This window comes from Croceicoccus gelatinilyticus (genome assembly GCF_018398395.1).
GTDB lineage: Bacteria > Pseudomonadota > Alphaproteobacteria > Sphingomonadales > Sphingomonadaceae > Croceicoccus > Croceicoccus gelatinilyticus.
This window is the reverse complement of sequence record NZ_JAHCBF010000001.1, coordinates 642,208-666,857: the sequence shown is the minus strand read 5'-3', so window position 1 is coordinate 666,857 and position 24,650 is coordinate 642,208. Positions and strand designations below refer to the sequence as shown.

At 62.2% G+C, this 24,650-nt stretch carries 25 protein-coding genes; 8 read left to right on the top strand and 17 right to left on the bottom strand.

The genetic code is table 11. The annotated features are described in order from the left end of the window. Nucleotides 1–2 precede the first annotated feature (2 nt). On the top strand, nucleotides 3–1,229 hold the full coding sequence (locus tag KIH45_RS03405; RefSeq protein WP_213174552.1) for a VOC family protein: 1,227 nt from the start codon (nucleotides 3–5) through the stop codon (nucleotides 1,227–1,229). Nucleotides 1,230–1,238: 9 nt separating this feature from the next. Here KIH45_RS03405 and proS read toward each other — a convergent pair whose 3' ends face one another. From proS to radA, 7 genes are all read right to left on the bottom strand, one after another. Further along, entirely contained in the window at nucleotides 1,239–2,783 is a 1,545-nt protein-coding gene (gene proS / locus KIH45_RS03400) for a proline--tRNA ligase (protein ID WP_213174551.1), read from the bottom strand. Nucleotides 2,784–2,907: 124 nt separating this feature from the next. Beyond that, nucleotides 2,908–3,474, bottom strand: coding sequence for a polyhydroxyalkanoate synthesis repressor PhaR (gene phaR, locus KIH45_RS03395; RefSeq protein ID WP_213174550.1), 567 nt, complete (start codon nucleotides 3,472–3,474; stop codon nucleotides 2,908–2,910). Nucleotides 3,475–3,563: 89 nt separating this feature from the next. Then, the gene (gene alr, locus KIH45_RS03390) at nucleotides 3,564–4,616 is read right to left on the bottom strand and encodes an alanine racemase (RefSeq protein WP_213174549.1); all 1,053 of its coding nucleotides are present in this window, start codon (nucleotides 4,614–4,616) and stop codon (nucleotides 3,564–3,566) included. After that, nucleotides 4,613–6,250, bottom strand: a complete 1,638-nt coding sequence (locus KIH45_RS03385) for an MFS transporter (RefSeq protein WP_213174548.1) — start codon at nucleotides 6,248–6,250, stop codon at nucleotides 4,613–4,615. The genes alr and KIH45_RS03385 overlap by 4 nt, the downstream gene beginning before the upstream one ends. 90 nt (nucleotides 6,251–6,340) lie before the next feature. After that, a complete protein-coding gene (locus tag KIH45_RS03380; protein WP_213174547.1) occupies nucleotides 6,341–6,757 on the bottom strand; it encodes an iron-sulfur cluster assembly scaffold protein in 417 nt (138 codons plus the stop codon). Further along, nucleotides 6,754–7,284 carry a CvpA family protein gene (locus KIH45_RS03375; RefSeq protein ID WP_213174546.1) on the bottom strand — a complete coding sequence of 177 codons (531 nt, stop codon included), beginning with the start codon at nucleotides 7,282–7,284 and terminating at the stop codon, nucleotides 6,754–6,756. Before KIH45_RS03375 ends, KIH45_RS03380 begins: the two co-directional genes overlap by 4 nt. A 9-nt stretch (nucleotides 7,285–7,293) precedes the next feature. Beyond that, on the bottom strand, nucleotides 7,294–8,670 hold the full coding sequence (gene radA / locus KIH45_RS03370) for a DNA repair protein RadA (RefSeq protein ID WP_213174545.1): 1,377 nt from the start codon (nucleotides 8,668–8,670) through the stop codon (nucleotides 7,294–7,296). Nucleotides 8,671–8,765: 95 nt separating this feature from the next. Here radA and KIH45_RS03365 point away from each other — a divergent pair, with 95 nt between their 5' ends. After that, nucleotides 8,766–11,072 carry a patatin-like protein gene (locus KIH45_RS03365; protein WP_213174544.1) on the top strand — a complete coding sequence of 769 codons (2,307 nt, stop codon included), beginning with the start codon at nucleotides 8,766–8,768 and terminating at the stop codon, nucleotides 11,070–11,072. Here the strand turns inward: KIH45_RS03365 and dnaJ are convergent. Next, nucleotides 11,069–12,187 carry a molecular chaperone DnaJ gene (gene dnaJ, locus KIH45_RS03360; protein ID WP_213174543.1) on the bottom strand — a complete coding sequence of 373 codons (1,119 nt, stop codon included), beginning with the start codon at nucleotides 12,185–12,187 and terminating at the stop codon, nucleotides 11,069–11,071. The genes KIH45_RS03365 and dnaJ overlap by 4 nt on opposite strands. Before the next feature lie 210 nt (nucleotides 12,188–12,397). Further along, nucleotides 12,398–14,311, bottom strand: coding sequence for a molecular chaperone DnaK (gene dnaK, locus KIH45_RS03355; RefSeq protein ID WP_213174542.1), 1,914 nt, complete (start codon nucleotides 14,309–14,311; stop codon nucleotides 12,398–12,400). A 173-nt stretch (nucleotides 14,312–14,484) separates the two neighbouring features. Here dnaK and KIH45_RS03350 point away from each other — a divergent pair, with 173 nt between their 5' ends. Together KIH45_RS03350 and KIH45_RS03345 are read left to right on the top strand one after the other, a co-directional pair. Further along, nucleotides 14,485–15,012: a copper chaperone PCu(A)C gene (locus tag KIH45_RS03350; protein ID WP_213174541.1), complete on the top strand. Its 528-nt coding sequence runs from the start codon at nucleotides 14,485–14,487 to the stop codon at nucleotides 15,010–15,012. 5 nt (nucleotides 15,013–15,017) lie between these two features. Continuing rightward, entirely contained in the window at nucleotides 15,018–15,512 is a 495-nt protein-coding gene (locus KIH45_RS03345; RefSeq protein WP_213174540.1) for a vgr related protein, read from the top strand. A gap of 53 nt (nucleotides 15,513–15,565) precedes the next feature. Here the strand turns inward: KIH45_RS03345 and KIH45_RS03340 are convergent, their stop codons facing one another. The 3 genes from KIH45_RS03340 to hrcA all read right to left on the bottom strand — a co-directional run bounded on the left by KIH45_RS03340 (nucleotide 15,566) and on the right by hrcA (nucleotide 17,628). Next, nucleotides 15,566–15,859, bottom strand: a complete 294-nt coding sequence (locus tag KIH45_RS03340) for a YMGG-like glycine zipper-containing protein (RefSeq protein WP_213174539.1) — start codon at nucleotides 15,857–15,859, stop codon at nucleotides 15,566–15,568. Nucleotides 15,860–15,954: 95 nt separating this feature from the next. Next, nucleotides 15,955–16,527 (bottom strand): nucleotide exchange factor GrpE, encoded by a 573-nt coding sequence (grpE, locus tag KIH45_RS03335; RefSeq protein WP_213174538.1) that lies wholly within the window; start codon nucleotides 16,525–16,527, stop codon nucleotides 15,955–15,957. A 39-nt stretch (nucleotides 16,528–16,566) separates the two neighbouring features. Then, the gene (gene hrcA, locus KIH45_RS03330; protein WP_213174537.1) at nucleotides 16,567–17,628 is read right to left on the bottom strand and encodes a heat-inducible transcriptional repressor HrcA; all 1,062 of its coding nucleotides are present in this window, start codon (nucleotides 17,626–17,628) and stop codon (nucleotides 16,567–16,569) included. Nucleotides 17,629–17,720: 92 nt separating this feature from the next. Here hrcA and rph point away from each other — a divergent pair, with 92 nt between their 5' ends. Together rph and rdgB are read left to right on the top strand one after the other, a co-directional pair. Continuing rightward, nucleotides 17,721–18,434, top strand: coding sequence for a ribonuclease PH (gene rph / locus KIH45_RS03325; RefSeq protein WP_213174536.1), 714 nt, complete (start codon nucleotides 17,721–17,723; stop codon nucleotides 18,432–18,434). After that, on the top strand, nucleotides 18,431–19,066 hold the full coding sequence (gene rdgB / locus KIH45_RS03320) for an RdgB/HAM1 family non-canonical purine NTP pyrophosphatase (protein ID WP_213174535.1): 636 nt from the start codon (nucleotides 18,431–18,433) through the stop codon (nucleotides 19,064–19,066). The genes rph and rdgB overlap by 4 nt, the downstream gene beginning before the upstream one ends. Here the strand turns inward: rdgB and KIH45_RS03315 are convergent. Beyond that, complete coding sequence (locus KIH45_RS03315; protein ID WP_213174534.1) at nucleotides 19,063–19,617, bottom strand: CAP domain-containing protein; 555 nt, start codon at nucleotides 19,615–19,617, stop codon at nucleotides 19,063–19,065. The genes rdgB and KIH45_RS03315 overlap by 4 nt on opposite strands. 48 nt (nucleotides 19,618–19,665) lie before the next feature. On the opposite strand from KIH45_RS03315, the gene hemW reads away from it, so the two are divergent. Both hemW and KIH45_RS03305 read left to right on the top strand, forming a co-directional pair. Continuing rightward, nucleotides 19,666–20,820 carry a radical SAM family heme chaperone HemW gene (hemW, locus tag KIH45_RS03310; RefSeq protein ID WP_213174533.1) on the top strand — a complete coding sequence of 385 codons (1,155 nt, stop codon included), beginning with the start codon at nucleotides 19,666–19,668 and terminating at the stop codon, nucleotides 20,818–20,820. Continuing rightward, a complete protein-coding gene (locus tag KIH45_RS03305) occupies nucleotides 20,817–21,740 on the top strand; it encodes a tyrosine recombinase XerC (protein WP_213174532.1) in 924 nt (307 codons plus the stop codon). Before hemW ends, KIH45_RS03305 begins: the two co-directional genes overlap by 4 nt. Here the strand turns inward: KIH45_RS03305 and KIH45_RS03300 are convergent, their stop codons facing one another. The 4 genes from KIH45_RS03300 to rsmI are packed head-to-tail and all read right to left on the bottom strand — an operon-like array spanning nucleotide 21,741 to nucleotide 24,628. Further along, nucleotides 21,741–22,361, bottom strand: coding sequence for a DedA family protein (locus KIH45_RS03300; protein ID WP_213174531.1), 621 nt, complete (start codon nucleotides 22,359–22,361; stop codon nucleotides 21,741–21,743). It abuts the gene before it with no gap. Between the two features lie 52 nt (nucleotides 22,362–22,413). Continuing rightward, nucleotides 22,414–23,397: a glutathione synthase gene (gene gshB / locus KIH45_RS03295; protein ID WP_337925393.1), complete on the bottom strand. Its 984-nt coding sequence runs from the start codon at nucleotides 23,395–23,397 to the stop codon at nucleotides 22,414–22,416. A 23-nt stretch (nucleotides 23,398–23,420) separates the two neighbouring features. Further along, complete coding sequence (locus KIH45_RS03290; RefSeq protein ID WP_213174530.1) at nucleotides 23,421–23,786, bottom strand: YraN family protein; 366 nt, start codon at nucleotides 23,784–23,786, stop codon at nucleotides 23,421–23,423. Then, the gene (gene rsmI, locus KIH45_RS03285; protein ID WP_213174529.1) at nucleotides 23,783–24,628 is read right to left on the bottom strand and encodes a 16S rRNA (cytidine(1402)-2'-O)-methyltransferase; all 846 of its coding nucleotides are present in this window, start codon (nucleotides 24,626–24,628) and stop codon (nucleotides 23,783–23,785) included. Before rsmI ends, KIH45_RS03290 begins: the two co-directional genes overlap by 4 nt. Between the last annotated feature and the right edge of the window lie 22 nt (nucleotides 24,629–24,650).

The window sequence follows — 24,650 nt, the reverse complement described above, 5'->3', positions numbered from 1 at the left end:
GAATGACTTTCGTTTCCAGCGACCTGCTGCGCACCCGTTTCAGCGCGGCAATGTCGGCGATGTACCGCGAGGAAGTGCCGCTTTACGCGACGCTTCTCGACATCGTGGCGGACGTGAATGCGAAGACCGATGCCGATCTGGCAAGCCGCGACGGCGCGCGCCTTTCGGCAGAGCGTCACGGCGCGATCCGTGTCGGGACGGCGGAAGAGCTGTCGCAGATGCGGCGGTTCTTCGCGGTCATGGGGATGGAGCCGGTCGGCTATTACGACCTGTCGCCCGCGGGCGTTCCGGTCCACTCTACCGCGTTCCGTCCGGTGACGAACGAGGCACTGGCCGCCAATCCCTTCCGCATGTTCTGCTCGCTGCTGCGGTTGGAACTGATCGAAGACCTTGAACTTCGCGACCGAGCTTCGGAAGCCTTGTCGCAGCGCCAAATCTGTTCGGACCGCCTGCTCGACCTGATCGCCAAGGCAGAAAGCGATGGCGGGCTCGGCGATGACGACGGCGCAGCATTCCTGGCCGAGGGGCTGGAGGTTTTCCGCTGGCATTCGGAAGCACAGGTTTCGTCAGCCGATTACCGCGCAATGAAAGCGCAGCATGGCCTTGTCGCCGACATCGTCTGCTTCAAGGGGCCGCATATCAATCACCTCACCCCGCGGACGCTCGACATCGACACAGTGCAGGCCGAGATGGTCGCGCGCGGCATCGATGCGAAAGACCGCATCGAAGGCCCGCCGCGCCGCAAGTGTCCGATCCTGCTGCGCCAGACGAGCTTCAAGGCCCTGTCCGAAGCGGTCACGTTCAAGGACGGCAGCGAAGGTGCGCATACCGCACGTTTCGGCGAGATCGAGCAGCGCGGTGCTGCACTCACACCCAAGGGCCGCGACCTCTACGACACCTGCCTCAACAGCGCGCTTGCTGCAGGCGGGGACTACGAGGAAGCGCTTGCCGCGTCCTTCGCGGACTTCCCCGACGATTGGGCAATGCTGCGCAGCGATGGCCTTGCCTACTTCCGAGAGGACGAGAACGGCGCCGTGCCGATCGTGTGGGAGGACTTCCTGCCCGTCAGCGCGGCCGGTATCTTCCAGTCCAACCTCGGCGACGATGCGCGCGACAGTGCGATGCAGGGCGGTACGCAAGTCGCATTCGAGGCTGCGCTTGGCCGCCCCGTGCGCGACATGTTCGAACTTTACGCAGCACAGGCGGAGGGGAGCCCCCTCCCCGCCTGATGCGGACGATCAGTAGGCGCGGCCGACGTAGATCGTTTCGACCGCGTCTTCGCCGGTGAAGAAGCACGGCTTTTCGGGCTTGTCCTCGTTCATCGGGGTGTTGCGGATCGTCAGCTTCAGGCTTTTCAGCTTCTCGACCACGGCCTCCAGAGCATCGCCGGTCGGCTTCGACCAGGCGACCTTGACCCAGCCCGGCTTCTTCGCGGTTTCGCTGAAATGCTCCGCCAGCGCCTCGAACGTTTCGATGTCGTGGCGGATGTTCTCGTCACGGCGCTTGAGGGCTTCCTCGTAAAGCGAGGACTGGATGCTTTCGAGCGTCGATGCTGCGCAAAAGATGAAGTCGTCGCGTTCGGCAAAATCGAAGTCGGGCTTGCCGTCTTCACGCCACAGCCGGTCGCGGCGCAGCACGGCGACCTTGCCGTTCTCCATGTCGCGCGGACCAACCTCGACGATGATCGGCGCACCCTTGCGGACCCAGTCCCAACGCTTCTGCGCCGACTTGCCCGGCCGGCTGTCGAGCAGAACGCGAACCGGTTCGCGGAAAGCATCCTGCTCGGCAAGCGCCTTGCGGACGTGTTCGCAGTAGGCGAGCACTTCGGCATCGCCTTCCTTTTCGCGCAGCATCGGAAGGATCACGATCTGGTGCGGCGCAAGCCGCGGCGGGACGCGAAGGCCGTCATCGTCGCCATGCGTCATGATCATGCCGCCGATCATGCGGGTCGACATGCCGAAGCTGGTCGTGTGGCACAGTGTCTGCTGGCCTTCCTTGTCTTGGTACTGGATGTTCGCAGCTTCTGCGAAACCGGTGCCGAGGTAGTGCGAGGTACCCGCCTGAAGCGCCTTGCCGTCCTGCATCATCGCCTCGATGGAGAAAGTCGAGACAGCACCGGGGAAGCGCTCGTTCTCGGGCTTTTCGCCCGCGATCACCGGCATGGCCATCACGTCTTCGGCGAAGCTGCGATAGATCTCCAGCGACTGCAGCGTGTGCTCCATCGCCTCTTCACGGTTCGCGTGGGCGGTGTGCCCTTCCTGCCAGAGGAATTCGCTGGTGCGCAGGAACATGCGGGTCCGCATTTCCCAGCGCACGACATTGGCCCACTGGTTGGTGAGCAGCGGCAGATCGCGCCACGACTGCACCCAGCGGCTCATCGCCTGGCCAATCACAGTTTCGGACGTCGGGCGCACGACAAGCGGCTCTTCCAGCTTCGCCTCGGGATCGACGACAAGGCCGCCGTCTTCCGCTTTCAGCCGGTGGTGCGTGACGACCGCCATTTCCTTGGCGAAGCCTTCGACGTGCTCTGCTTCCTTGGCGAAGTAGGACAGCGGGATGAACAGCGGGAAATAGCAGTTCTGATGGCCCGTCGCCTTGATCGCATCGTCGAGCACGCGCTGAATGCGTTCCCAGATGCCGTAGCCCCACGGCTTGATGACCATACAGCCACGCACGCCCGATTCCTCGGCCATGTCGGCCTGGGCAACGACAGCCTGGTACCAACCGGCGAAATCGGCCTCGCGCGTGATGTCGAGAGCATGGCGGATCTTGGAATTGGACACGGGTTGGTCTGCCTGAATACGCGTGTGAACTGGATACCGGAAATAACACGGGGCAGCCGAAGCCGCCCCGTCATGCCGGCATTTCGCCCCTATGCGGGGCGAAGCCGTTTGCCAAGCGTTGTCGCTACTTGCCCAACTTGTCGAGCTGCTTCTGCATCTCTTCCATCTGCTTGCGCAGGGTGTCGATGTCGTCGGTCTTCTTCTCGGGCTCTTCAGTCGAGCCTTCCGCACCGGGCATACCCGGTCGAGCAGCCATGAATGCTTCGGTCGCGGCCTGGAACATCGCCATGTTCTGCTGCGCCAGCTTTGCCAGCGGGTTGGTGCCGAGGCTGTCCTCTAGCGCCTTGCGCATCTTCAGCTGGTTGTCGCGGAAGTGCTGCATCGACATTTCGAGGTAGTGCGGGATCATCGACTGCATGGAATTGCCGTACATGCCGATGAGATCGCGCAGGAACGAGACCGGCAGCATCTGCGAGCCGCCCGCTTCCTCGTCCATGATGATCTGCGTCAGGATCTGGTGCGTGATGTCCGCGCCGCTCTTGGCGTCGATGACCTGGAAGTCGACGCCGTTGCGCGTCATTTCGGCAAGGTGATCCAGCGTGATGTAGCTGGACGAATCCGTGTTGTAGAGGCGCCGGTTGGCGTATTTCTTGATGATGATGACATCATCTTTCTTCTCGGACTCAGCCACAGATATCCGTGCCTCCTGTTATTGCAGCATTCGTGCCGCGATTATGCTGCAACTGCTATTAGCACACGCACAATATCTGCGGCAACAGATTACCCGCGCAATCTGGGGCCTGATAACGTCAACAATTCGTATTGGGTCAAACCGGTACGGGCCGAAGCTTCGACGAGGTCATATTCCGCGTCGACCCAATCGCCCTCTGCTAGCTGCGGTGCGGCAGAAATATCGATGGCCGTCATGTCCATCGAGACACGGCCTAGTACCGGCAAAACGGCCTCGCCATACCGGAACGCCCCCTTCCCGCTCCAACAGCGCAGATAGCCATCGGCATATCCGATCGAGAGGATTGCGACCGGAAGGTCGCGTTCTGCGCGGTAAGTCGCTCCGTAACCGACGGTTTCTCCGGCGGGCACCGTCCGTGTCTGGATGATCGCCGCCTGAGGTGTGACCACCTGCTTGATATGCTCCGCCTGTTCGGGGCGAGCGACACCGCCGTAAAGACCAAGCCCCGGCCGGGTCATGTCGAAAGCATAGTCCGCCCCCAAGGCGGTACCGGCGCTGTTCGCGAGACTGGCACGCCGATGTGGAACCTTGCCAAGCACGTCCCTGAACCGGCTCAACTGTTGCGAGCTTTGCGGTCCATCCTCATCAGCACAGGCGAGGTGCGACATGAGCACTTCGACGTCGAGACCTTCAAGCGCCGGGTCGCCCAGTTCCTCGGCGCGCAAGCCGAGCCGGTTCATGCCGGTATCGATCATGAGATCGCATGGTCCGCCGCCTGTACTCTGCCAAGCATTCACCTGAGCGAGACTGTTCAAGACAGGTCGCACGCCCACCGCGCGGGCGTAGGCGCAATCTGCCTCCGACGTGGGACCATGCAGAACCGCAACGCTCGTGCCAGTCACATGCTGCAGCACCGCGGGAACTTCACACCAGTGGGCAACGAAGAAGTTACGGCAACCTGCCTCCAGCAGGGCAGGCATGGCACGGTCCAGACCCAAGCCATATGCATCGGCCTTGACCGCTGCGCCCGCATCGGCCTTGCCCGACATCCGGTTGAGCGTACGCCAGTTTTCGCCAATCGCCGCGCTGTCGACGCGAAGGCGTAGTGCGGGCGGAGGCAGTGCGGGGTCGGAAAATTTCAAGTGACTGGATCGCTGTCTTCAAAGTCGCGCGGCGGCCCGCTTTTCAGGCCCCAAGCACAGATCACGACGCCCATAGCGACGAAGCCCCAAGTGTACCATAGACCAGCATAGGAATTGCCTGTCCGCGCAACGATATATGCGGCGATCAGCGGCAAAAATCCGCCAAAATACCCGGCCCCGATATGATAGGGTATCGACATCGAGCTGTACCGGATCTTGGCCGGAAACATTTCGGATAGAAGGGCGGCCACGGGTCCGTAGTTCGCCGCGGACAGTATGCCGAGCACCACGATCAGGGCGACGATCCCGATCATGTTGACCAAGGGCGGCGTCTGCTTGGCGAAGGAGTATCCCTCTGCCTCAAGCTCGGTCCGGATGGCATCGCGCCGTTCGGTGCCGTTTTCCCAATCGACATCTTCGAAAGAAACCGAACGGTCAGCCACCTGCATGCTGAGAGCGTCGCTTTCCGCGATCTGGTAATGAATTCCGTACCCCGTCAGCACTTCAAGCAATTGGCCGCATTGTGATTGCTCTGCCCCTGTCAGGTCCGCAAACGGGTTATAGGAGCATTCGGGCCCGCTCACGCTGACGGGTGCTGCGCGGGAAGTTTGGGCCAGTTGCGGATTGGCGAGAGCGCCGATGCCCCACATGACCGGGAACAGCAGCACGAGGATAGCGGCATTGCCCCACACGATCGGGATCTTGCGCCCGATCCGGTCCGAAAGGCGTCCGAAAAAGATGTAGAACCCCATCGAGAGCACTGCGGCAATAAGCAGGATCAGTTCAACCGCCAGATCCTCCATGCGCATCGGACCTTTGAGGAACGATAGCGTTGTGAAAAACGCGGTGTACCAGATCGTGGTCAGACCCGCCGTGACGCCAAGGGCGACGATGATCCGCTTGATATTGCCGGGGTAAGTGAAGCTTTCGACAAACGGATTGCCGGACGTTTCGCCCGCTTCCTTCATCGCCTTGAAGACGGGGCTCTCGGAAAGTCTCAGCCGCATCCACAAAGAGACAGCCAGCAAGAGGAGCGAAAGCAGGAACGGAATGCGCCAGCCCCAATCAGCGAAAGCGGCTTCCGGTATCAGCGCGCGGCATGCGAGCACGACGACAATCGAGAGAACGAAACCGCCGACCACGCTTGCCTGAATGAATGACGTGTAAAAACCACGCCGGTTCGGTGCAGCATGTTCGGCGACATAGATCGCCGCGCCGCCATATTCGCCGCCTAGGGCAAGGCCTTGCAGGATACGCAGCACGATCACTATTGCAGGCGCAAAAAGCCCGATCGTCTCGGCGGAAGGCACCAGTCCGACCCCGGCCGTTGCAACGCCCATTAGGGTGACCGTGACAAGGAACGTGTATTTCCGCCCCAGCCTGTCGCCAAGAAACCCGAACAGTATGGCGCCCAGGGGACGAAATCCGAACCCGATGGCAAAACCGGCCCACACCAGGAGTGTCTGCAGAATTGCGTTTTCACCGGGGAAGAACGCGGCACCGATCAGGCCCGACAAGGTCCCGTAGATGAAGAAATCATACCATTCGAAGATAGTGCCAACGGAAGACGCGCCGACAACAAGCCGAACCTCCGAACCGCTCAGTTCCTGCTCATCGGCCGTGTCCGCCGCCATGATATCCTCCCGGGTCCCGTCCAATCGGGAAAAGACTTAGGCAGCAGGACGAGGCTTTGCCAAGCCGGCGAAACGCAATTTCACCTACCTTCAGTCAGCAAGCGCGTCGCAAGCAGCATTCCACGCAAGAAGCATGGCACCATGGCGTCCCGGATAATCTCTTGCCGCAGAGATCAGATCGAGACCGGGCCAACCCGGCATCTCGCCCTCACCCGTCAGCCAAAGTGCGATCTGATCGCGCGCAGTATTGATGTCCAACTTGCGCATACCCTTGGCCGCATCTGCGAAAACGGCGGCGCTAGCTTGCCCAATGGCGCAGGCGTGCGAGGCCAAACCGACCCTTTCAATTCGCTCATCGGCGTCGAGTGCCAAGCCAAGTTCGATCCTGCTTCCGCAAGAGGCTGATCGGGCCGAGCCACGCTTTGCCAGATCTGGCGTAAGCGGATATTTCGCAAGCGAGACCGCTGCGGCAAGAACCTCTGGCGTATAGAGCCTTTGGACGCTCACGCCTCAGCTTCCGGTGCCTGTTCCTCCAGCATCTCGTCTTTCCGTTCTGATACGGTATCGACCAGAGCACCACTGGCAGCATTCACGAACGGATAGGATCGCGCATCCGTCACCCAATCCGGCCGGCCCTCCGCACTCCATACCGTGTCGTAGCCCAGCGCGATGATCGAGAACGTCAAAACGACGAGAATGAAGCCTTTCACGAGACCGAACCCGAACCCGAGAATCCGGTCGATGAAGCCAAGCACGGATTCCCGCATCTTCGACCCTGCCCAACGCGCGATCAGCCGCATCACGATCAGCGGCACGATGAGCAGGATAACGAACGCCAGCAGCGCCGCATTCGTCTGATTGTCCCGGAAAAACGCGAGAATGATATCGCTTAGCGGCGCGTGGAAAAGATACACGGCAGCGATCGCCGCAATCCAGGCCGCCAATGCGAGAATTTCATGCACGAAACCGCGCGAAAGTCCGCCCAGCGCGCTGAGCCCGACGATCACGAGGACCGCAATGTCGAATGCCGTCATGATGAAAAGCTATGAACTACCTACAACCCTGTCCACCAGGTTAAGCAAACTCGTCATCGGACGGTAGTCGGGAAAATCGTCTTTCCCCTCCTTCCCGCCTCCATTCGTCGGACCAGCGGCACTATCGAACCCCAATTTCGCGGATTCGCGAAGCCTAAGGTTGGCATGCGCCACCGGACGAATTTCTCCAGCGAGGGAAACTTCACCGAACCACACCGAACGCCTCGGCAAGGCCTTGTCGGATAAAGCCGAAACCAGCGCAGCAGCCACGGCAAGGTCCGCAGCCGGATCGGTCAGGCGGTAGCCGCCCGCCACGTTGAGATAGACTTCGGCGGACGAAAAATTGAGCCCGCATCGCGCTTCCAACACGGCAAGCAACATGGCCAGCCTGCCATTGTCCCACCCGACAACAGCGCGCCGCGGCGTTGCCCCCGACTGAAGGCGGACGATCAGCGCCTGGATCTCGACCAGGACAGGCCGTGTGCCTTCCAGGGCGGGGAAAACCGCGCTCCCGGCCAAGGGCTCATCTCGCCCCGACAGAAACAGGCTCGACGGGTTGGACACTTCGGCAAGCCCCTGCCCTTCCATGGCAAACACCCCGATCTCGTCAACCGCGCCAAAGCGGTTCTTGAGAGCCCGCAACACGCGGTACTGATGCGAGCGTTCGCCCTCAAAACTCATCACCACATCGACCATGTGCTCCATGACACGCGGTCCTGCGATATTGCCGTCCTTTGTCACGTGCCCGACCAGCACCAGGGCGCAGTCGCTGGACTTGGCATAACGGATCAGTTCCAGCGCACAGCCCCGGACCTGGCTGACCGTACCCGGCGCCCCTTCGATCTGGTCGGAATGCATCGTTTGGATGGAATCGATCACCAGCAGGTCGGGCGAATCCATGCTGCCCAAAGTCGTCAGGATGTCGCGAACCGAAGTCGCCGATGCCAGCTTGATCGGCGCATCGGCAAGCCCGAGCCGCTCTGCCCGAAGCCTTACCTGCCCTGCTGCCTCCTCACCGCTGATGTAGACGACATTACCACCGCCCCGCGCGATGCTGGCCGCCGTTTGCAGCAGGAGCGTCGATTTGCCGATACCCGGATCGCCACCCATGAGGACCGCGCTTCCCGGCACCAGGCCACCGCCAAGCGCGCGGTCGAATTCTGCAAGGCCCGTCTTGCGCCGCACCGGAAGCGGCGTGGGCGCATCGAGCGCGACGAAATCGATCGCCCTGCCGCCACCGGACAAGTCGTGCTTGGCCGAGAACACCGTCGCAGGCGCCTCTTCCATGAGCGTGTTCCACTCCGCACAATCGGGACACTGCCCTTGCCATCGGTGGCTGATGCTGCCGCATGCCTGGCAGACGTATCGACGCTTTGGTTTGGCCATGCCCTTCGCGTAACTGGAACATAAAAGGAACGCAATAGTGATTGGCTGGGGAAAAGCGCTTTCCATCCCGCACCTTGCCGTGCCATCCTGTTCCTATGCGGGAGAAGGAACTGCGCATCGCGCTTGTCTGCTATGGTGGGGTCAGCCTCGCCGTTTACATGCATGGCGTGACGAAAGAAGTCTTCAAGCTTGCCGCCGCAAGCCAGAAGCACCGCGACCGAGAACCCGAACCCGCCGGGACAGAGGGCGCGTATTTCCGACTGCTGACCGCGATTGAGAAATATGGCCATACGCGCTTGCGGGTCATCCCGGACATCCTCTCCGGCGCGAGTGCCGGGGGCATGAATGCGATTTTCCTTGGACAAGCGCTTCTCACCGGGCGGTCGCTCGATCCGCTGACCCGGCTCTGGCTTGAATGCGCCGACAGCGACGTCCTGCTAGCGCCAGAGGCCAGACCGGGGCACAAGTTCTCGAAGATCTGGGCGCAGCCGCTAGTCGAATGGACCCTGCGCCGGCCTGGCAACGCGGTATCGCGAACTGTTGCACCTGAAACGCGAGCCGAAGTGCGTGCCAAGCTGTCGCGTCTCATGCGAAGCCGCTGGTTCGCGCCGCCTTTCTCCGGCCCCGGGTTCTCTCGCCTGATCGATGACGCGCTGGTCGCGATGCAGGCGCAGCCCGAAGCTCAACCACTTATACCGGCGGGCCATCCGATTGATCTGTTTGTAACGACGACCGATTTCCGCGGCTATCGCGCGCCCTTGCATGTCCATAGCCCCGCTGACGCATCAGAGGCCGAACATCGCCTGCCGATATCCTTTCGAGCACATGGCGGTGACGAGGTGATGGCTTCACGGCCGGAACTGGTTCTCGCGGCGCGAGCCACGGCCAGTTTTCCGGGTGCGTTCCCGCCACTCCAGCTGGAAGAAATCGACGAGCTTACCGAGGAACGTGGCACCGGTTGGGCCAACCGTGACAGGTTCCTGCGACGTGTAATGCCGCACCATGTCCATGCAGGAGACCTCGATAGCGTTGCGCTTATTGACGGGGCAGTCCTTGTCGGCGCGCCGTTTGCCGAAGCGATCCGGGCGCTGGAAAACAGGCCAGCAACGCGCGAGGTGGACCGGCGCTTTGTCTATATCGACCCCCATCCCGATTTCCGAATGGCCGAAAGGACCACCGAAAACCGGCCCATCGGATTTTTCAGCGCGATCTTCGGGGCGTTATCCTCCATCCCGAGAGAGCAGCCGATCCGCGACGACATCGAACGCATTGCTCGCCATTCGGCAGAGGCAGTGCGCGCGCGAAATATCGTCGATGCCCTTCGGCCAGAGGTTGAGGCAACGATCGACAAGTTGCTGGGCCGAACGCTGTTCCTTGACCGGCCCAACACAGACCGGCTCGGCAAGTGGCGCAGGAAAGCGCAACAGGCCGCTGCAGAGAAAGCCGGCTATGCGTTTCACAGTTATGCGCAGGCAAAATATGCGCAAATCCTCGACCACCTAGCTCACCTCGTGCGGCGCGCAATCGAAAGCGAACCGCCGACGCATGGTGCCGTGGTCGACAGTTTGACCCGATTCCTCGATGCACAGGGCCTGTCCACTCTGGCAGCGCATGGCGGCGGCGCAAACGAACAGGCAGTCGCCTTTTTCCGCACGCATGACATCGGGTTCAGGAACCGGCGACTACGACTCCTTGCAAGGCGATTGGCGCCCGGCGATATCGGCGGTGAACTCAAGCCTGAGATGCGCGAGATCGCCCGCAATGCGATTTACGAGGCGATCGCGCTCTACACGAAGCTTGAGCAAGCAGAGTCGCTGGGCACGGACTTTCCTGCAATTGCGGAAAGTATCATCGATGATCCGGAAGCGGTTCTCACGACCATCGCCGATCGCCGCAATCTTGCGCAGACAGATCCGCAGGTCGACGCGCTTCTTGCCGAAGGGTTGTCTCCCCTGCCGCGTGAGCAGCGTCGCAAGTTGCTGCTCGCCTATCTCGGGTTCCCGTTTTACGACATCGCCACGCTGCCCCTGCTCGGCGCAAGGGGTATGGACGAGTTCGATCCGGTCAAGGTCGATCGGATCTCGCCCGAAGACGCCAGCGCGATCCGCAAGGGTGGAGCAGTGGACAGTCTGCGCGGCATCGAGTTCTATAATTTCGGCGCGTTCTTCAGCCGCGCCTATCGCGAAAACGACTACCTTTGGGGCCGACTGCACGGGGCAGAACGTCTGATCGACATCACGGCATCAACGCTTGGCGATGAAGGGCCGGTGCCCCTTGGCGAAATAAACGCGATCAAGCGCGAGGCTTTCCTTGGCGTACTCGCGGAAGAGCGCGAGGCCGGTCTTCTGAACCGTCACCTCATCTCGCGCTTAGAACACGAAATCACCGAAAAGCTGGGTTAGAGCTTGGAAAAACCAGCCTTGATGCGCTCGAAGAATCCCTGCGATTCAGGGCACTGCGCATCGGTTTCGCTCTGCTGAAACTCGCGAAGAAGCTCTTTCTGCTTGGTCGATAGCTTGCGCGGTGTTTCCACCTTTACCTCGATCACGAGATCCCCACGGCCGCGCCCCTGAAGCACCGGCATGCCATCCCCGCGCTTGCGAAGCTGTTCGCCCGACTGGATGCCGGCGGGGATGTTGATCGTCACCCACTCACCGTCGAGGCCGGGAAGCCCGACTGTGCCGCCTAGCGCAGCCTTCGTGAATGTGATCGGCACACGCGTCAGAAGGGTCGTACCCTCACGTTCGTAAACGTCGTGACGTCGCACGTGAATGAAGATGTAGAGATCGCCCGGAGGCGCACCCATCGGACCAGCTTCGCCCTTGCCGGAGAGGCGGATACGAGTGCCCGTCTCAACGCCCGGCGGGATCGTGACTTCCAGCCTCTGCGGCTGATCGACACGGCCTTCGCCGCGACAGGCAGCACAAGGCTTCTCGATGATCTCGCCGCGGCCGTGGCAGGTCGGGCAAGGACGCTCGACCATGAAGAAGCCCTGCTGCGCGCGGACCTTGCCGTGGCCCTGACACGTCGGGCAGCGGGTACGGTCTGTGCCGGGTTCGGCGCCGGAGCCGGAGCAAGGCTCGCACGTTTGAGAGACCTCGATCTCGATCTCGGTTTCCTTGCCATGGAATGCCTCTTCAAGGCTGATTTCCATGTCGTAGCGAAGGTCCGCGCCGCGACGCGGACGACCACCTGCACCGCCACCGAAGGCACTGCCAAAGATCGTTTCAAAGATATCGCCGATGTCGGAGAAGCCGCCGCCTCCGCCGCCGCCGCCCTGCTGGGCCTGTGCATAGGCTGCGTGACCGTAACGGTCGTAAGTGGCGCGCTTCTGCGGATCCTTGAGGCAATCGTAGGCGACGCTGATCGCCTTGAAACGGGCCTCTGAATCGGCATCACCCGGATTGCGGTCGGGGTGATATTTCATCGCGAGCTTGCGATATGCGGACTTGATCGTCTTGTCGTCCGCCGTGCGCTCGACTTCGAGAAGCTCGTAAAAGTCGACCTCGGTTTCCACTGACTAACCCGTCCTCATGATCTGAAATTCATTGAAAAAGCTGCCCTGTAGCAGCGTGTCGGCGTGCGTCGAATCGCCCATCGGGTCCGTTCGCGCGTTTGCCGGTTCGTTATATAAATCCGGCCCGCTCTCCCGTTGGTTAACGCAGGTGCGTAACCCTTGGAAGAAGCGGGCCGGAGTTATCACGGTTTCACCGTCGGCATGTGCCGATCAGTTCTTGTTCTCGCCTTCGTCGACTTCCGAGAACTCGGCGTCGACGACTTCTTCGTCAGCGCCTTCGCTGCCCGCTGCTGCACCGTCTGCCGGTGCCGCTTCGGCCTGCTGCTTCTCGTAGATCGCCTGGCCCATCTTCATGGCCTTTTCGGCGAGTTCCTGGCTCTTGGCGTTGATCGCGTCGGCGTCGTCGCCTTCAAGCGCTGTCTTCACTTCGGCAACAGCAGCCTCGATCTCGGACTTCAGCGAAGCGTCGATCGCATCGCCGTGTTCCTTGAGCTGCTGTTCGGTCGAATGGACAAGGCTGTCGGCCTGGTTACGTGCCTCGGCACGTTCCTTGCGCTTCTTGTCTTCCTCGGCGAACTTTTCCGCGTCCTGCACCATCTGGTCGATGTCGGTATCCGACAAGCCGCCCGATGCCTGGATGCGGATCTGCTGTTCCTTGCCGGTGCCCTTGTCCTTGGCGGACACGTTCACGATGCCGTTCGCGTCGATATCGAAGGTAACCTCGATCTGCGGAACGCCGCGCGGTGCGGGCGGAATGCCGACTAGGTCGAACTGGCCAAGCAGCTTGTTGTCGCTCGCCATTTCGCGCTCGCCCTGGAAGACGCGGATCGTCACAGCCTGCTGATTGTCGTCAGCGGTCGAGTAGACTTGGCTCTTCTTGGTGGGGATCGTGGTGTTGCGATCGATCATCTTGGTCATGATGCCGCCCAGCGTCTCGATGCCCAGCGAGAGCGGGGTCACGTCGAGCAGCAGCACATCCTTGACGTCGCCCTGAAGCACGCCGGCCTGGATCGCTGCACCCATGGCAACGACTTCGTCCGGATTCACGCCGGTGTGCGGTTCCTTGCCGAAGAAATCCTTCACGGCTTCGCGAACCTTGGGCATGCGGGTCATGCCGCCGACGAGAACGACCTCATCGACTTCGCTTGCTTTGACGCCTGCGTCGGCCAGAGCCTTCTTCATCGGCTCCTTGGTGCGGGCGATCAGGTGCTCAACCATCTTTTCGAGGTCGGTGCGGCTGATCGTCTTCACGAGGTGCTTCGGACCGTTCTGGTCGGCAGTGATGAACGGCAGGTTCACTTCCGTCGACTGCGCGCTGGACAGCTCGATCTTGGCCTTTTCGGCGGCTTCCTTCAGGCGCTGCAGGGCAAGCTTGTCGCCGCGCAGGTCGATGCCTTCGTCCTTCTTGAACGCGTCGGCGAGGAATTCCACGACCGCGGTGTCGAAATCTTCACCGCCGAGGAACGTGTCGCCGTTGGTCGACTTCACTTCGAACACGCCGTCGCCGATCTCGAGGATCGAGACGTCGAACGTACCGCCGCCAAGGTCATAAACAGCAATCGTCTTGCCGTCTTCCTTGTCGAGACCATAGGCCAGCGCTGCCGCCGTCGGCTCGTTGATGATGCGCAGGACTTCAAGGCCAGCAATCTGGCCGGCGTCCTTGGTCGCCTGGCGCTGCGCGTCGTTGAAGTACGCGGGAACGGTGATAACCGCCTGCGTGACCGTTTCGCCAAGATAGCTCTCGGCGGTTTCCTTCATCTTCTGCAGGATGAAGGCGCTGATCTGCGAGGGCGAATAATCTTCGCCGCCAGCCTTGACCCAAGCGTCGCCGTTCTTGCCCTTGACGATGTCATAGGGGACCAGTTCCATGTCCTTCTTGGTCATGGGGTCGTCGAAGCGGCGGCCGATAAGGCGCTTGATCGCGAAAAGGGTGTTGTCGGGGTTGGTCACGGCCTGGCGCTTTGCCGGCTGGCCGATCAGGCGTTCGCCGTCCTTGGTAAAGGCAACGATCGAAGGCGTGGTGCGTGCGCCTTCCGAGTTCTCGATAACCTTGGGCTTGTCGCCGTCCATCACCGCGACGCAGCTATTGGTCGTGCCGAGGTCAATGCCGATAACTTTAGCCATCTTGTACTTTCCATCCTTTGTTTGACACCGCGCTTTCGGGGCCCCCCAATAGCGGGCAGGCCCGCCGCGCGGCTCGTGACTGCAACGGCGATATAGGGGCGCTTTTCAGTGGCACAAGACCTGTGCACGTCCTATTTGGGAACCAATTGGAACAGGCTGTGGAACCTTTGAAAATGCGACTGAATACCAAGACCGCGACGCTTCTTCTCACTCTGTGCGCGCCCCTTGCCCTTGCGGCCTGCGGATCGGACGCGCCTGAGCCTACGGAGACCGAAGTCGTCGACGTCCCTGTTGCGGCAGATGCGCCAGAAGGAGTTTCACTCACCGACGCCCAAGTCCGCATGCCCGCGGTGTCCGGCCGCCCGGGCGTCGCCTATTTCACAATCGCGTCCGAAACACCGCGCACGATCGCGTCGGTCAGCGTGCTTGGCGCAGACCGTAGCGAAATTCACGAAACCAACATAGTCGACGGCAAGATGACGATGGCAGCTGTCGAAACGATCGACCTGCAGCCGGGCGAGGCGCTGAATTTCCAGCCCGGCGGCTACCACGTCATGCTGTTCGACATGGACGCAACGATTGCTCCCGGTGGTACTGCCGATGTCACGATTTCCTTCGCGGACGGCGACAAGGCCTCGATCCAGGCACCGGTCACCGGCGCTGGCGGGATGGATCATTCCGCCATGGAGGGCATGGACTGAGCGGAATGACCAAGCCGGTTCACGCCTGTCCTGCCGGCGGAACACGAGGACTGACGGACGGGGAAAAAGCCCTCGTCCGCTCGGTCTTCGGCGCGGCGGTCGATGTCGGACCGGTGACGATCCGGCGCAAACGCTGGTTTCCGTTCCAGCCGACGAACACCGCGATGGCCCCCATGGGGCACATCCACTTTCCGGCAGAACATGTCGCCTATCACGACGACTTTTCTGCAGGGCCAGTGTCCTCGCAGGGCCTATTCATTCACGAGATGACGCATGTTTGGCAGGCACAGGAAAAAGGGCGGTTCTGGCTACCCCTGATGCGCCATCCGTTCTGCCGCTACGACTACGCGGTGCGTCCAGGGCAACCGCTCCACAAATATGGCATCGAGCAGCAGGCCGAAATCGTGCGCCACACTTTTCTGTTACGAAACGGCTATAAGTTGCGGGGAGCTCCGCCATTGGCGCAGCTGGAGAGTATCCTGCCCTTCAGGCCCACATAGAAAAGGGCGCAGGATCGATACCCTGCGCCCTCTACAATCAAAACAAATTGCGCTCAGTAACGCGGATCAACCGGATAACCGGCGGTTCCATAGCAATCGTCATCGAGGCGACCGTCGCGGTCATAGCCGTCGCAGCCGTCGTTCTTGTCGATGAAATAGCCACCCGCCGCGCCTGCGGCAGCACCAACGGCAGCAGCCGTACCGACATCAGCGCCGGTCACGGCGCCAACGGCGGCACCTGCGGCGGCACCGGCAGCAGCACCTTCGACGGCATAGTTGTCCGCACAACCAGCAGTCGCGAGGGCTGCAGCAGCAATGGCGGGAATGGCAAAAGTCCGGGTCTTCATCTTAACGTCTCCTGTAGCCCCCATTCACAAGACGTACGGAGGGGGCGACACGAAGTTCCGAAAAAGTCCGGACTTTTTTTGTATCAGCGCCTAATTCAGGGCTTGCGCGCGACGCCGACCATGGCGGGGCGCAGCAGGCGGTCCTTGATCATGTAGCCAGCCTGCATTTCCTGGATGACAGTGCCGGGTTCGGCATCGTCACTCGGGATCTCGACCATTGCCTGGTGCTGGTTCGGGTCGAGCGGCATGCCCATCGCGGCAATGCGCGTGATCCCGTGCTGGCCGAAGACCTTCTCGATCTCGCGGCCCGTGGCCTCGATCCCGGCGACAAGGCCCTTCATCTTCTCGTCCTCGCGCAAGTCGGCGGGGATCGCGTCGAGCGCGCGGGCAAGGTTGTCCGAGACCGAAAGAATGTCGCGGGCAAAGCCGGTCGCGGCATAAGCGCGCGCGTCCGACACGTCCTTTTCCATGCGGCGGCGCACGTTCTGCGTTTCGGCGCGGGCGTAGAGAACCTGCTGCTTGGCCTCTGCCAGCTCTTCCTCGAGCGCTGCGATACGCTCTTCGTCCGCGGCCAGTTCCTCGGTCGCGTCGGTATCGTCCAGCATCTCTTCGGGCACGCCCTTGAGTTCGTTTTCAACCGCTTCGTCGCGGGTGCGTTCTTCGCTCATCGCTCTAGATCTGTCCTGTAACTAAAATCTGCCCCGAACTCAGCCGGGACCGGAAAAACGCCCGAGGCTTCGCCCGAGGCTCCGTGCAGTGAAATCCACCATGGGGACGAGCCGCGCGTAATTCAACCGCGTGGGGCCGATCACGCCGACGACTCCGATCACGCGCCCTTCCCTGTCACGGTAGGGCGAAGCGATCACGGACGAGCCGGAAAGCGAGAACAACTTGTTCTCCGACCCGATGAAAATCCGCGCCGAATCCGCATCACGCGCAGAGGCGAGAAGCGCGGCCACTTGCTCTGACCGCTCGATATCGTCGATCAGTGAACGAACACGCTCAAGATCCTCGATCGCGGTTTCGTCGAGCAGGTTCGCCTGACCGCGGACGATCAGCACGGGCCGACGCGCCGCATCCTCGGTCCAGACGGCTAAGCCCCGCTCGACAAGATCACGCGCCGCTACATCGAGTGAGGCGCGTTCATCGGCGAGCTCCCGCTTAACCGCGGCCACAGCCTCAGCCAGCGTGCGTCCTGCCATCTGTGCGGAAATGTAATTGCCCGCCTGCTCCAACGCAGAAGAGTCGGTGCCCGGCGGCAGGTCTAGTACGCGATTCTCGATAGCGCCGTCCGCCCCGACAAGGACTGCCAGCGCTCGCCCATTGCCAAGCGGCACGAGGCTCATCTGCGAAAGGCTCGGTTCGCGCGCAGGGACCATGACAACACCCGCACAGGCCGAAAGGCTCGACAGCATGGCCGAAGTCTTGGCCAGCGCATCCTCGACCGGCCCTGGCCGCGCCAATTCACGCTCAATTGCGATACGCTCTGCCTGACTGGGCTCTGCAACCTGCATCATGCCATCGACAAAGAGCCTCAGCCCCGATTCGGTCGGCATCCGGCCCGCACTCGTATGCGGCGCGGCCAGCAGCCCGAGACGTTCCAGATCGGCAAGGACCGAGCGGATCGAGGCAGGCGAAAGGTTGATCCCCTCCGCCGTAGCCAGCGCCTTCGATCCGACCGGCTGCCCCGAATCGAGATAGCCCTCGACCACGAGACGGAAAATCTCGCGGGCACGGTCGTTCATCTCGTTGAGCGGCAGGCTTGGCATGGGTCTTATTTAGGCCCTCCCCTTGCGGCCTCAAGCCCGCGTGGCCTAACGCCGCGTGGAATACCTGAGGACATCACAAGGAATCACCGAAAATGCGTCCATCCGGCCGCGCCGCAGACGAAATGCGGGCGATCACTATCGAAACCGGCTTCACCAAGCACGCTGAAGGTTCGTGCCTGATCAGCTTTGGCGAAACCCGCGTGCTTTGCACCGCCAGCATCGAAGAGCGCCTTCCGCCTTGGCTGCGCGGCAAGGGCGAAGGCTGGGTCACGGGTGAATATTCGATGCTGCCCCGCGCCACGCACACCCGCGGCAGCCGTGAAGCGGCCAAGGGCAAGCAGTCGGGCCGCACGCAGGAAATCCAGCGCCTGATCGGCCGTAGCCTGCGCGCCGTGACCGACCTCAAGAAGCTGGGTGAGCGTCAGATCACGCTCGACTGCGACGTTCTGCAGGCCGACGGCGGCACGCGCACTGCCTCGATCAGCGGCGCGTGGGTTGCCCTGCGCCTTGCGGTTCAGGGCCTGATGGACAGCGGCGCGATCAAGGAAGACCCGCTGACCCGCAAGGTCGCGGCAGTTTCCTGCGGCATCTTCAAGGGCACGCCGGTGCTCGACCTCGACTATGACGAGGATTCGAACGCCGATGCCGACGCGAACTTTGTCCTGATCGAAGGCGGCCAGATCGCCGAGGTGCAGGCAACCGCAGAAGGCGCGACTTACGACGAGGAAGGCCTGCTGCGCCTCCTGCGTCTGGCCCGCACCGGCTGTGACGACATCTTCAAAGCGCAGGACATCGCGGTTCGATGAGCGATAATCCCCGTCTCGGTTCCGGCAAGCTGGTCATCGCCACGCACAACGCGGGCAAGCTGAAGGAAATCTCGGCCCTGCTCGCGCCTTATGGCGTCGATTGCATTTCGGCGGGCTCTCTGGGTCTGCCCGAACCGCCCGAGACGGGGACCACGTTTGTCGAAAACGCGCTGATCAAGGCGCGGGCGGCGGCACAGGCATCGCAGATCGTCAGCCTTGCCGACGATTCGGGCCTGTCGGTTGCCGCGCTCGACGGGCGCCCCGGTGTCTATACCGCCGACTGGGCAGAGCGGCAGTGGTTCGAGGGATCGGCTGGCCGCGACTGGTACATGGCGATGGGCAAGGTCGAGGGGATGCTCGCCGAAAAGGGCCCCGATGCGCCGCGCGATGCGTGGTTCTCGTGCGTGCTGGCCATCGCATGGCCCGATGGGCGCGAGGCGGTTTACGAGGGCCGTGTCGACGGCACGCTGACCTGGCCCCCGCGCGGGACGTTGGGCTTCGGTTACGATCCGGTCTTCGTGCCCGAAGGCCGCGACGTCACCTTTGCCGAGCTTCAGCCCGAGGAAAAGCACGGCATGAGCCACCGCGCCGACGCATTCCGCAAGCTCGTCGCCGAGCAGTTCGGGGTCTAGAGAACCGGCTTGCCGTAGGTGTTACCGGCGGGCCAGTAACGGCAGACGAGCCAGTCGTTGCCGCCACCCGGCGCAACGGCGCAGCCGACTTCGGTCGTCTCGCGCCAGATCAGCTGGGTGTAGTGGCCGACATCGCGCCACTGTCCGGTGCGGCTGACGTTGGGGAAATTGCCGCGCTTGAAGTGGCGCTTTTCGTCGACCATGCCTTCGATCATCTCCTCGGCGGAGTAGAAACCCGCACGGCCAGCCCACAAGTTCTCGCCCGCCCCGCCGCGTTCGGCATGGTTAGCGTGGACGAGCGTCTTGCCCTTGGACAGCTTGCGCGCATACGCCTGCGCCTCGGCAGCGAGCTTGGGGCTCCAGCGCAATTGGGGCACGCCGACGCGGCGGCGTTCCTCGTTGTGCGCTTCGAGCAGGCGACCGGCGAAATTGCCGGGGCCGACTTCTTCAACCCAGCCCCGTTCGCGCGACGACGCGACGCCGGCTGCAAATGTCGATACGATTGCGATTGCACCCGCCACGGCGAGCGTCTTTGCTGTGACCCGTCCCATGGGCTAGGATATTGACTCCAGCCGGTTAACAGGCGCTGAAAGGAACCCATGGCGCTCGCGCTTTACATCCACTGGCCGTTTTGCCTGAAGAAGTGCCCCTATTGCGACTTCAACAGCCACGTGCGCAACGAAGTCGACACCGGCACGTGGGAACGCGCGCTTCTGGCCGACATGGCATACGAGGCCGAAATCACCGGCCGGCAGGAACTGGGCTCGATCTTCTTTGGCGGCGGCACGCCTTCGCTGATGCCACCCGCGCTCGTCGAAAAACTGATCAGGCAGGCGAGCGAGCTCTGGGACTTTGCACCGAACATCGAGATCACGCTGGAGGCCAACCCTTCGAGCGTTGAGGCTGCGCGCTTTGCCGATCTGGCCGTCGCGGGGATCAACCGGACTTCACTCGGTCTGCAAAGTCTTGACGATAATGCATTGAAATTTCTTGGCCGTCTACATGACGCGAAGGAAGGCATCGCCGCGCTGGAAGTCGCGCAGAACCATTTCGAGCGGGTGAGTTTCGACCTCATTTATGCCCGCCCGGGGCAGACGATGGCGCAGTGGCAATCGGAACTGGGCACCGCGCTGGCATTTGGAACGGGGCATCTCTCGCTCTACCAGCTGACGATCGAACCGGGCACGCGCTTTGCGACCGACTTCCGGCTGGGCAAGTTCGAGCTTCCGGACGAAGATTTGGCCAGCGACCTCTACGCCATGACCCGCACGCGGACGAAGACGGCGGGGCTTCCGGCTTACGAGATCAGCAACCATGCGAGGCCTGGTGAAGAGAGCCGCCACAACCTCACTTATTGGCATTACGAGGATTACGTCGGCATTGGCCCAGGCGCGCATGGCCGCCGTGGCGGGGTGGCGACGCAGCGCCATCGCAAGCCGGAAAACTACCTCAAGGCCGCCGCCGAAAAGGGCCACGGTATTTCCGAGGAACGCGCCCTGCCCGCTGCCGAACAGGCCGCAGAGGCGTTGATGATGGGCCTGCGCCTTGCTGAAGGCATCGACGCCCCCGCCCTGGCCCGTCGGTTCGGATTGAGGGAAGATGCGGTCGTGGACCAGATGCGGGCGGAGCTTTGCACCAAACTCGGCCTGATCGCGCGTGAGGGCGACAGGCTGCGCGTGACCGGACGCGGTATGGTCGTGCTCGACAGCGTATTGGCCGAGATCGCCGGACCGGACCTGATGGACACGCAATGAGCGGGCCCGACCTCGACTTTCGGGCCGAGCGCATCCTGTCGACTTGGCACGGTCACCTCTCGCACAACCTGCGCCGGTCGGAGCATACCGTCCGCGCCTATGTCGCAGCGGCAGAGCGGCTCTTGCGGTTCGATGGCGTGGAGCCCGAATGGCAACCGCTGGCAGCATCGGACCAGACGCTGCTGCGACGCTTCATGGCCGCCCGACGCGCTGATGGGTTGTCGAACACCTCGGCCGCGCGAGAACTGTCGGCAATTCGAAGTTTCTTGAAGTTCTGCCAGCAAAAGACTGGTTCGGAGAGACTTTCGGCGCCGCGCATGCGCGGGCCACGCGTGAAGAAGGGCATCCCGCGCGCCGTGACGCCTGACGATGCGGTAAACCTTGCATCGACGGTCGAGGAAGACGCAGCCGAACCCTGGATCGGGGCGAGAGACCGTGCTGTATTGCTCTTGCTCTACGGTTCGGGCCTTCGCATCGCAGAAGCGCTTTCGCTAAACGGCGATGCCCTGCCACTGGGCGATACGCTGGTCGTAAAAGGCAAAGGCGGGAAGGAGCGGACGGTTCCGATCCTGCCCTTGGTGCGTGATGCCGTGGCCGCTTATGTGCAGGCGACACCCTTCACGCTTAATCCGCATCAGGCCCTGTTCCGCGGTGCTCGGGGAGGAAGGCTTGCCCAAGGAGTGGTCCAGCGCGCCACGGCTCGAGCGAGGCAAGCGCTTGGCCTACCGCCGTCGGCCACACCCCACGCACTTAGACACAGCTTTGCCACGCATCTTTTGGCCGCGGGCGCAGATCTTCGCAGCCTGCAGGAACTACTTGGCCATGCGAGCCTGGGGTCGACACAGATTTACACGAAAGTGGACGCGGCAACGTTGCTTGATGTCTATCGCAACGCGCATCCGCGCGAGGACGCGGACTAATTACTCGGCAGGCTCGCCCGGAGGCGACTTGGGCTGCCATGTGATCACGCGATAAGCGTACCAGATCCCTCCCAGAACGATCAGCCCCAGAACAACATATCCCAGCACGTCCTCAAACCCCGAAATCCAACCGGCCAGCAGCGTAGCGCTGCCGATCAGAGCCGCGTTCCAGATGGCCGAGCCGAGGAACGTAAAGATGAGGAAACGCCAAACGCTCATGCAGGCAAGCCCGGCCGGGAGCGAGATGATCGTGCGCATCAGGGGCGAAAACCGCAAAAAGAACACGACCCACTGGCCGTGCTTCTGAAAGAAGCGAGAGCTACGCTCGATGTCCGACCACTCCATCGTCAGCCAGCGGCCATGTTTCTCGACAAAGGGCTGGAGCCGTTTGTAGCCCAGCTTGTGGCCAATGTAGAACCACATGTAGTTGCCGACGGTAGTGCCCAGCGTGCCCCAGAACAGCACCGGCCAGAACGACAGACGGCCCGCATGCACGCCAACGCCAGCGACGCCCATGATGACTTCGCTGGGGATCGGCGGGAACACGTTTTCCAGCGCCATCAGGAAAGCGATGCCGAGATAGCCTCCGCCTTCGATAAGCTGGACGATTAGGTCGTTCATGCCCATTCCAACGGGCGAGAGCTGATAAAGCTCCGTCGCCCTGTCCCGATGCTCAGTCCGCTTGCCGCGCTGCGACGCGACCTTCGATAGCTTCCCAGATCATCGCCGACGTATCGGTGCCGTTGAACTTGTCGATCGCGACGATGCCGGTCGGGCTAGTGACGTTGATCTCGGTCAGCCACTTTCCGCCGATGACGTCGATGCCCACGAATACGAGGCCCAGATCTTTCAACTGCGGGCCCATGGCGGCACAGATTTCCTTCTCGGTATCGGTGAGGTCAGCCGCTTCGGCATAGCCGCCCTGCGCAAGATTGGAGCGGAACTCGCCCTCGCCCGGCTTGCGATTGATAGCGCCCGCAACCTCGCCGTCGACCAGCACGATGCGCTTGTCGCCCTTGGAAACGTCGGGAAGGAACGGCTGTACCATGAACGGTTCGGGCCAGGTCTGAAGGAACATCTCAACCAGAGCCGACAGATTTGCACCGTCCTCGCCCACGCGGAACACCGCCTTGCCGCCATTGCCGTGGAGCGGCTTGATCACGATGCCGCCATGCTCATCCATGAAGTCGCGCACATCCTCGATCCGGCGCGTAATGAGCGTCGGCGGCATGAAGCGCGCGAAGTCAAGGACATAGACTTTCTCCGGCGCATTGCGGACCGAGACGGGATCGTTAACGACCAGCGTCTCGTCCCTGATGCGCTCCAGCAGCCAGGTGCCGGTGAGATAGCCGATGTCGAACGGCGGGTCCTGCCGCATGAGGATGACGTCGATCTCGCTGCCGAGGTCGACGGTCCGGTGTTCGCCCAGCTCGAAATGATCGCCCTCGACGCGCTGCACGGTGACGGGCGCCGCCCACGCGGTAACGCGGCCTCCGCCCTTGCCATCCGACTTCCAAGCCAAAGTGCGCACGTCATAGTGGTAGAGTTCGTGACCCCGCGCCTGCGCCGACAGCATGAGCGCGAAGCTCGAATCCCCGCCGATGTTGATCGAATCCATCGGGTCCATCTGGACGGCGACGCGCAGCGGTTTGGTCACGATAATTTCCCTTTGCTCGCCGGTCAGAACTGTCCGGCATTGGCCAGATGGCGAGGCAAGCGGCCCGGCGCAAGGAGCAGGACGTCGATACGCATGTCGTCGCCGTCCTTCAGATACTTGTGCGCCTCGGCCTCGGCGGCAGCGCAGACGCGCATCAGGCGGCGCTGATCGATGGCGAGATCGAGGTCTTCCGCCTTGGCGCGCCATTTGACCTCGACAAAAATCACCATCGAACCGCGCCTTGCGATGAGGTCGATCTCGCCAGCGGGATTGCGGACACGTTCGGCCAGAATGCGCCACCCCTTGGCGCGCAAGTACATCGCCGCCGCCGCTTCGCCCTTGCGCCCCTGCCGCTCTGCGCGGACGCGGCTGGGTGCCGCCTCGCTCATTTCAGTTCCATTGCGCGGGCGTAGAGCATCTTGCGGTCGAGCCCGTGCGCCTTGGCAAGCCTCGCCGCTGCCTGCGACGGCTTGTGATCGGCGAGTTCCGCCCTCAGCAAGGCGTCGATATCGAGGTCGGCCTTGCCCTCGTCCTCGTCAGGCGGACCGATCATCAGAACGATCTCGCCCTTGGCAGGTGTCGCTTTGTAATGCGCCGATAGTTCGGATGCAGTGCCTGTCCGGCATTCCTCGAATTTCTTGGTCAGTTCGCGGGCAACGGCGACCTCCCGCTGAGGCAGCGCCTGCGCAATGGCATCAAGGCTCGTGACAAGGCGCGGCGCGGTTTCGTAAAATACGAGAGTGGCCTTGATCGGGGCCAGTTCTGCCAACGTCTCGGCACGCGCCTTTTCCTTCGCGGGAAAAAAGCCTGCGAACATGAAACGATCGGTCGGGAGGCCTGAAAGCGTCAGCGCCACGATCAGTGCGCTCGGCCCCGGAATGCTGGTAATCGCGATTCCCCGATCCCGCGCATCGCGCACGAGCCGGTAGCCCGGATCGGAAATGAGCGGCGTGCCCGCATCAGAAACCAGCGCCACCGGCTCTTCCGCCGCCATCGCCAGCAGGCGTTCACGCACCGCCTCGTCGGCGTGGTCATCGTACCGTATCAGCCGCTTTTTCAGCCCTGCGTGGTGAAGCAGCTTGCCGGTAACGCGCGTATCCTCGCACGCCACCGCGCTACACCCTCCAAGCACCGCAAGCGCGCGCGCAGACAAATCCCCGAGATTGCCAATCGGGGTCGCCACTATATACAGGCCGGGTTCAGTCACGGACTTTTCTTGTGCATCAGCCATATCGAAACGCATTGCACGGGGT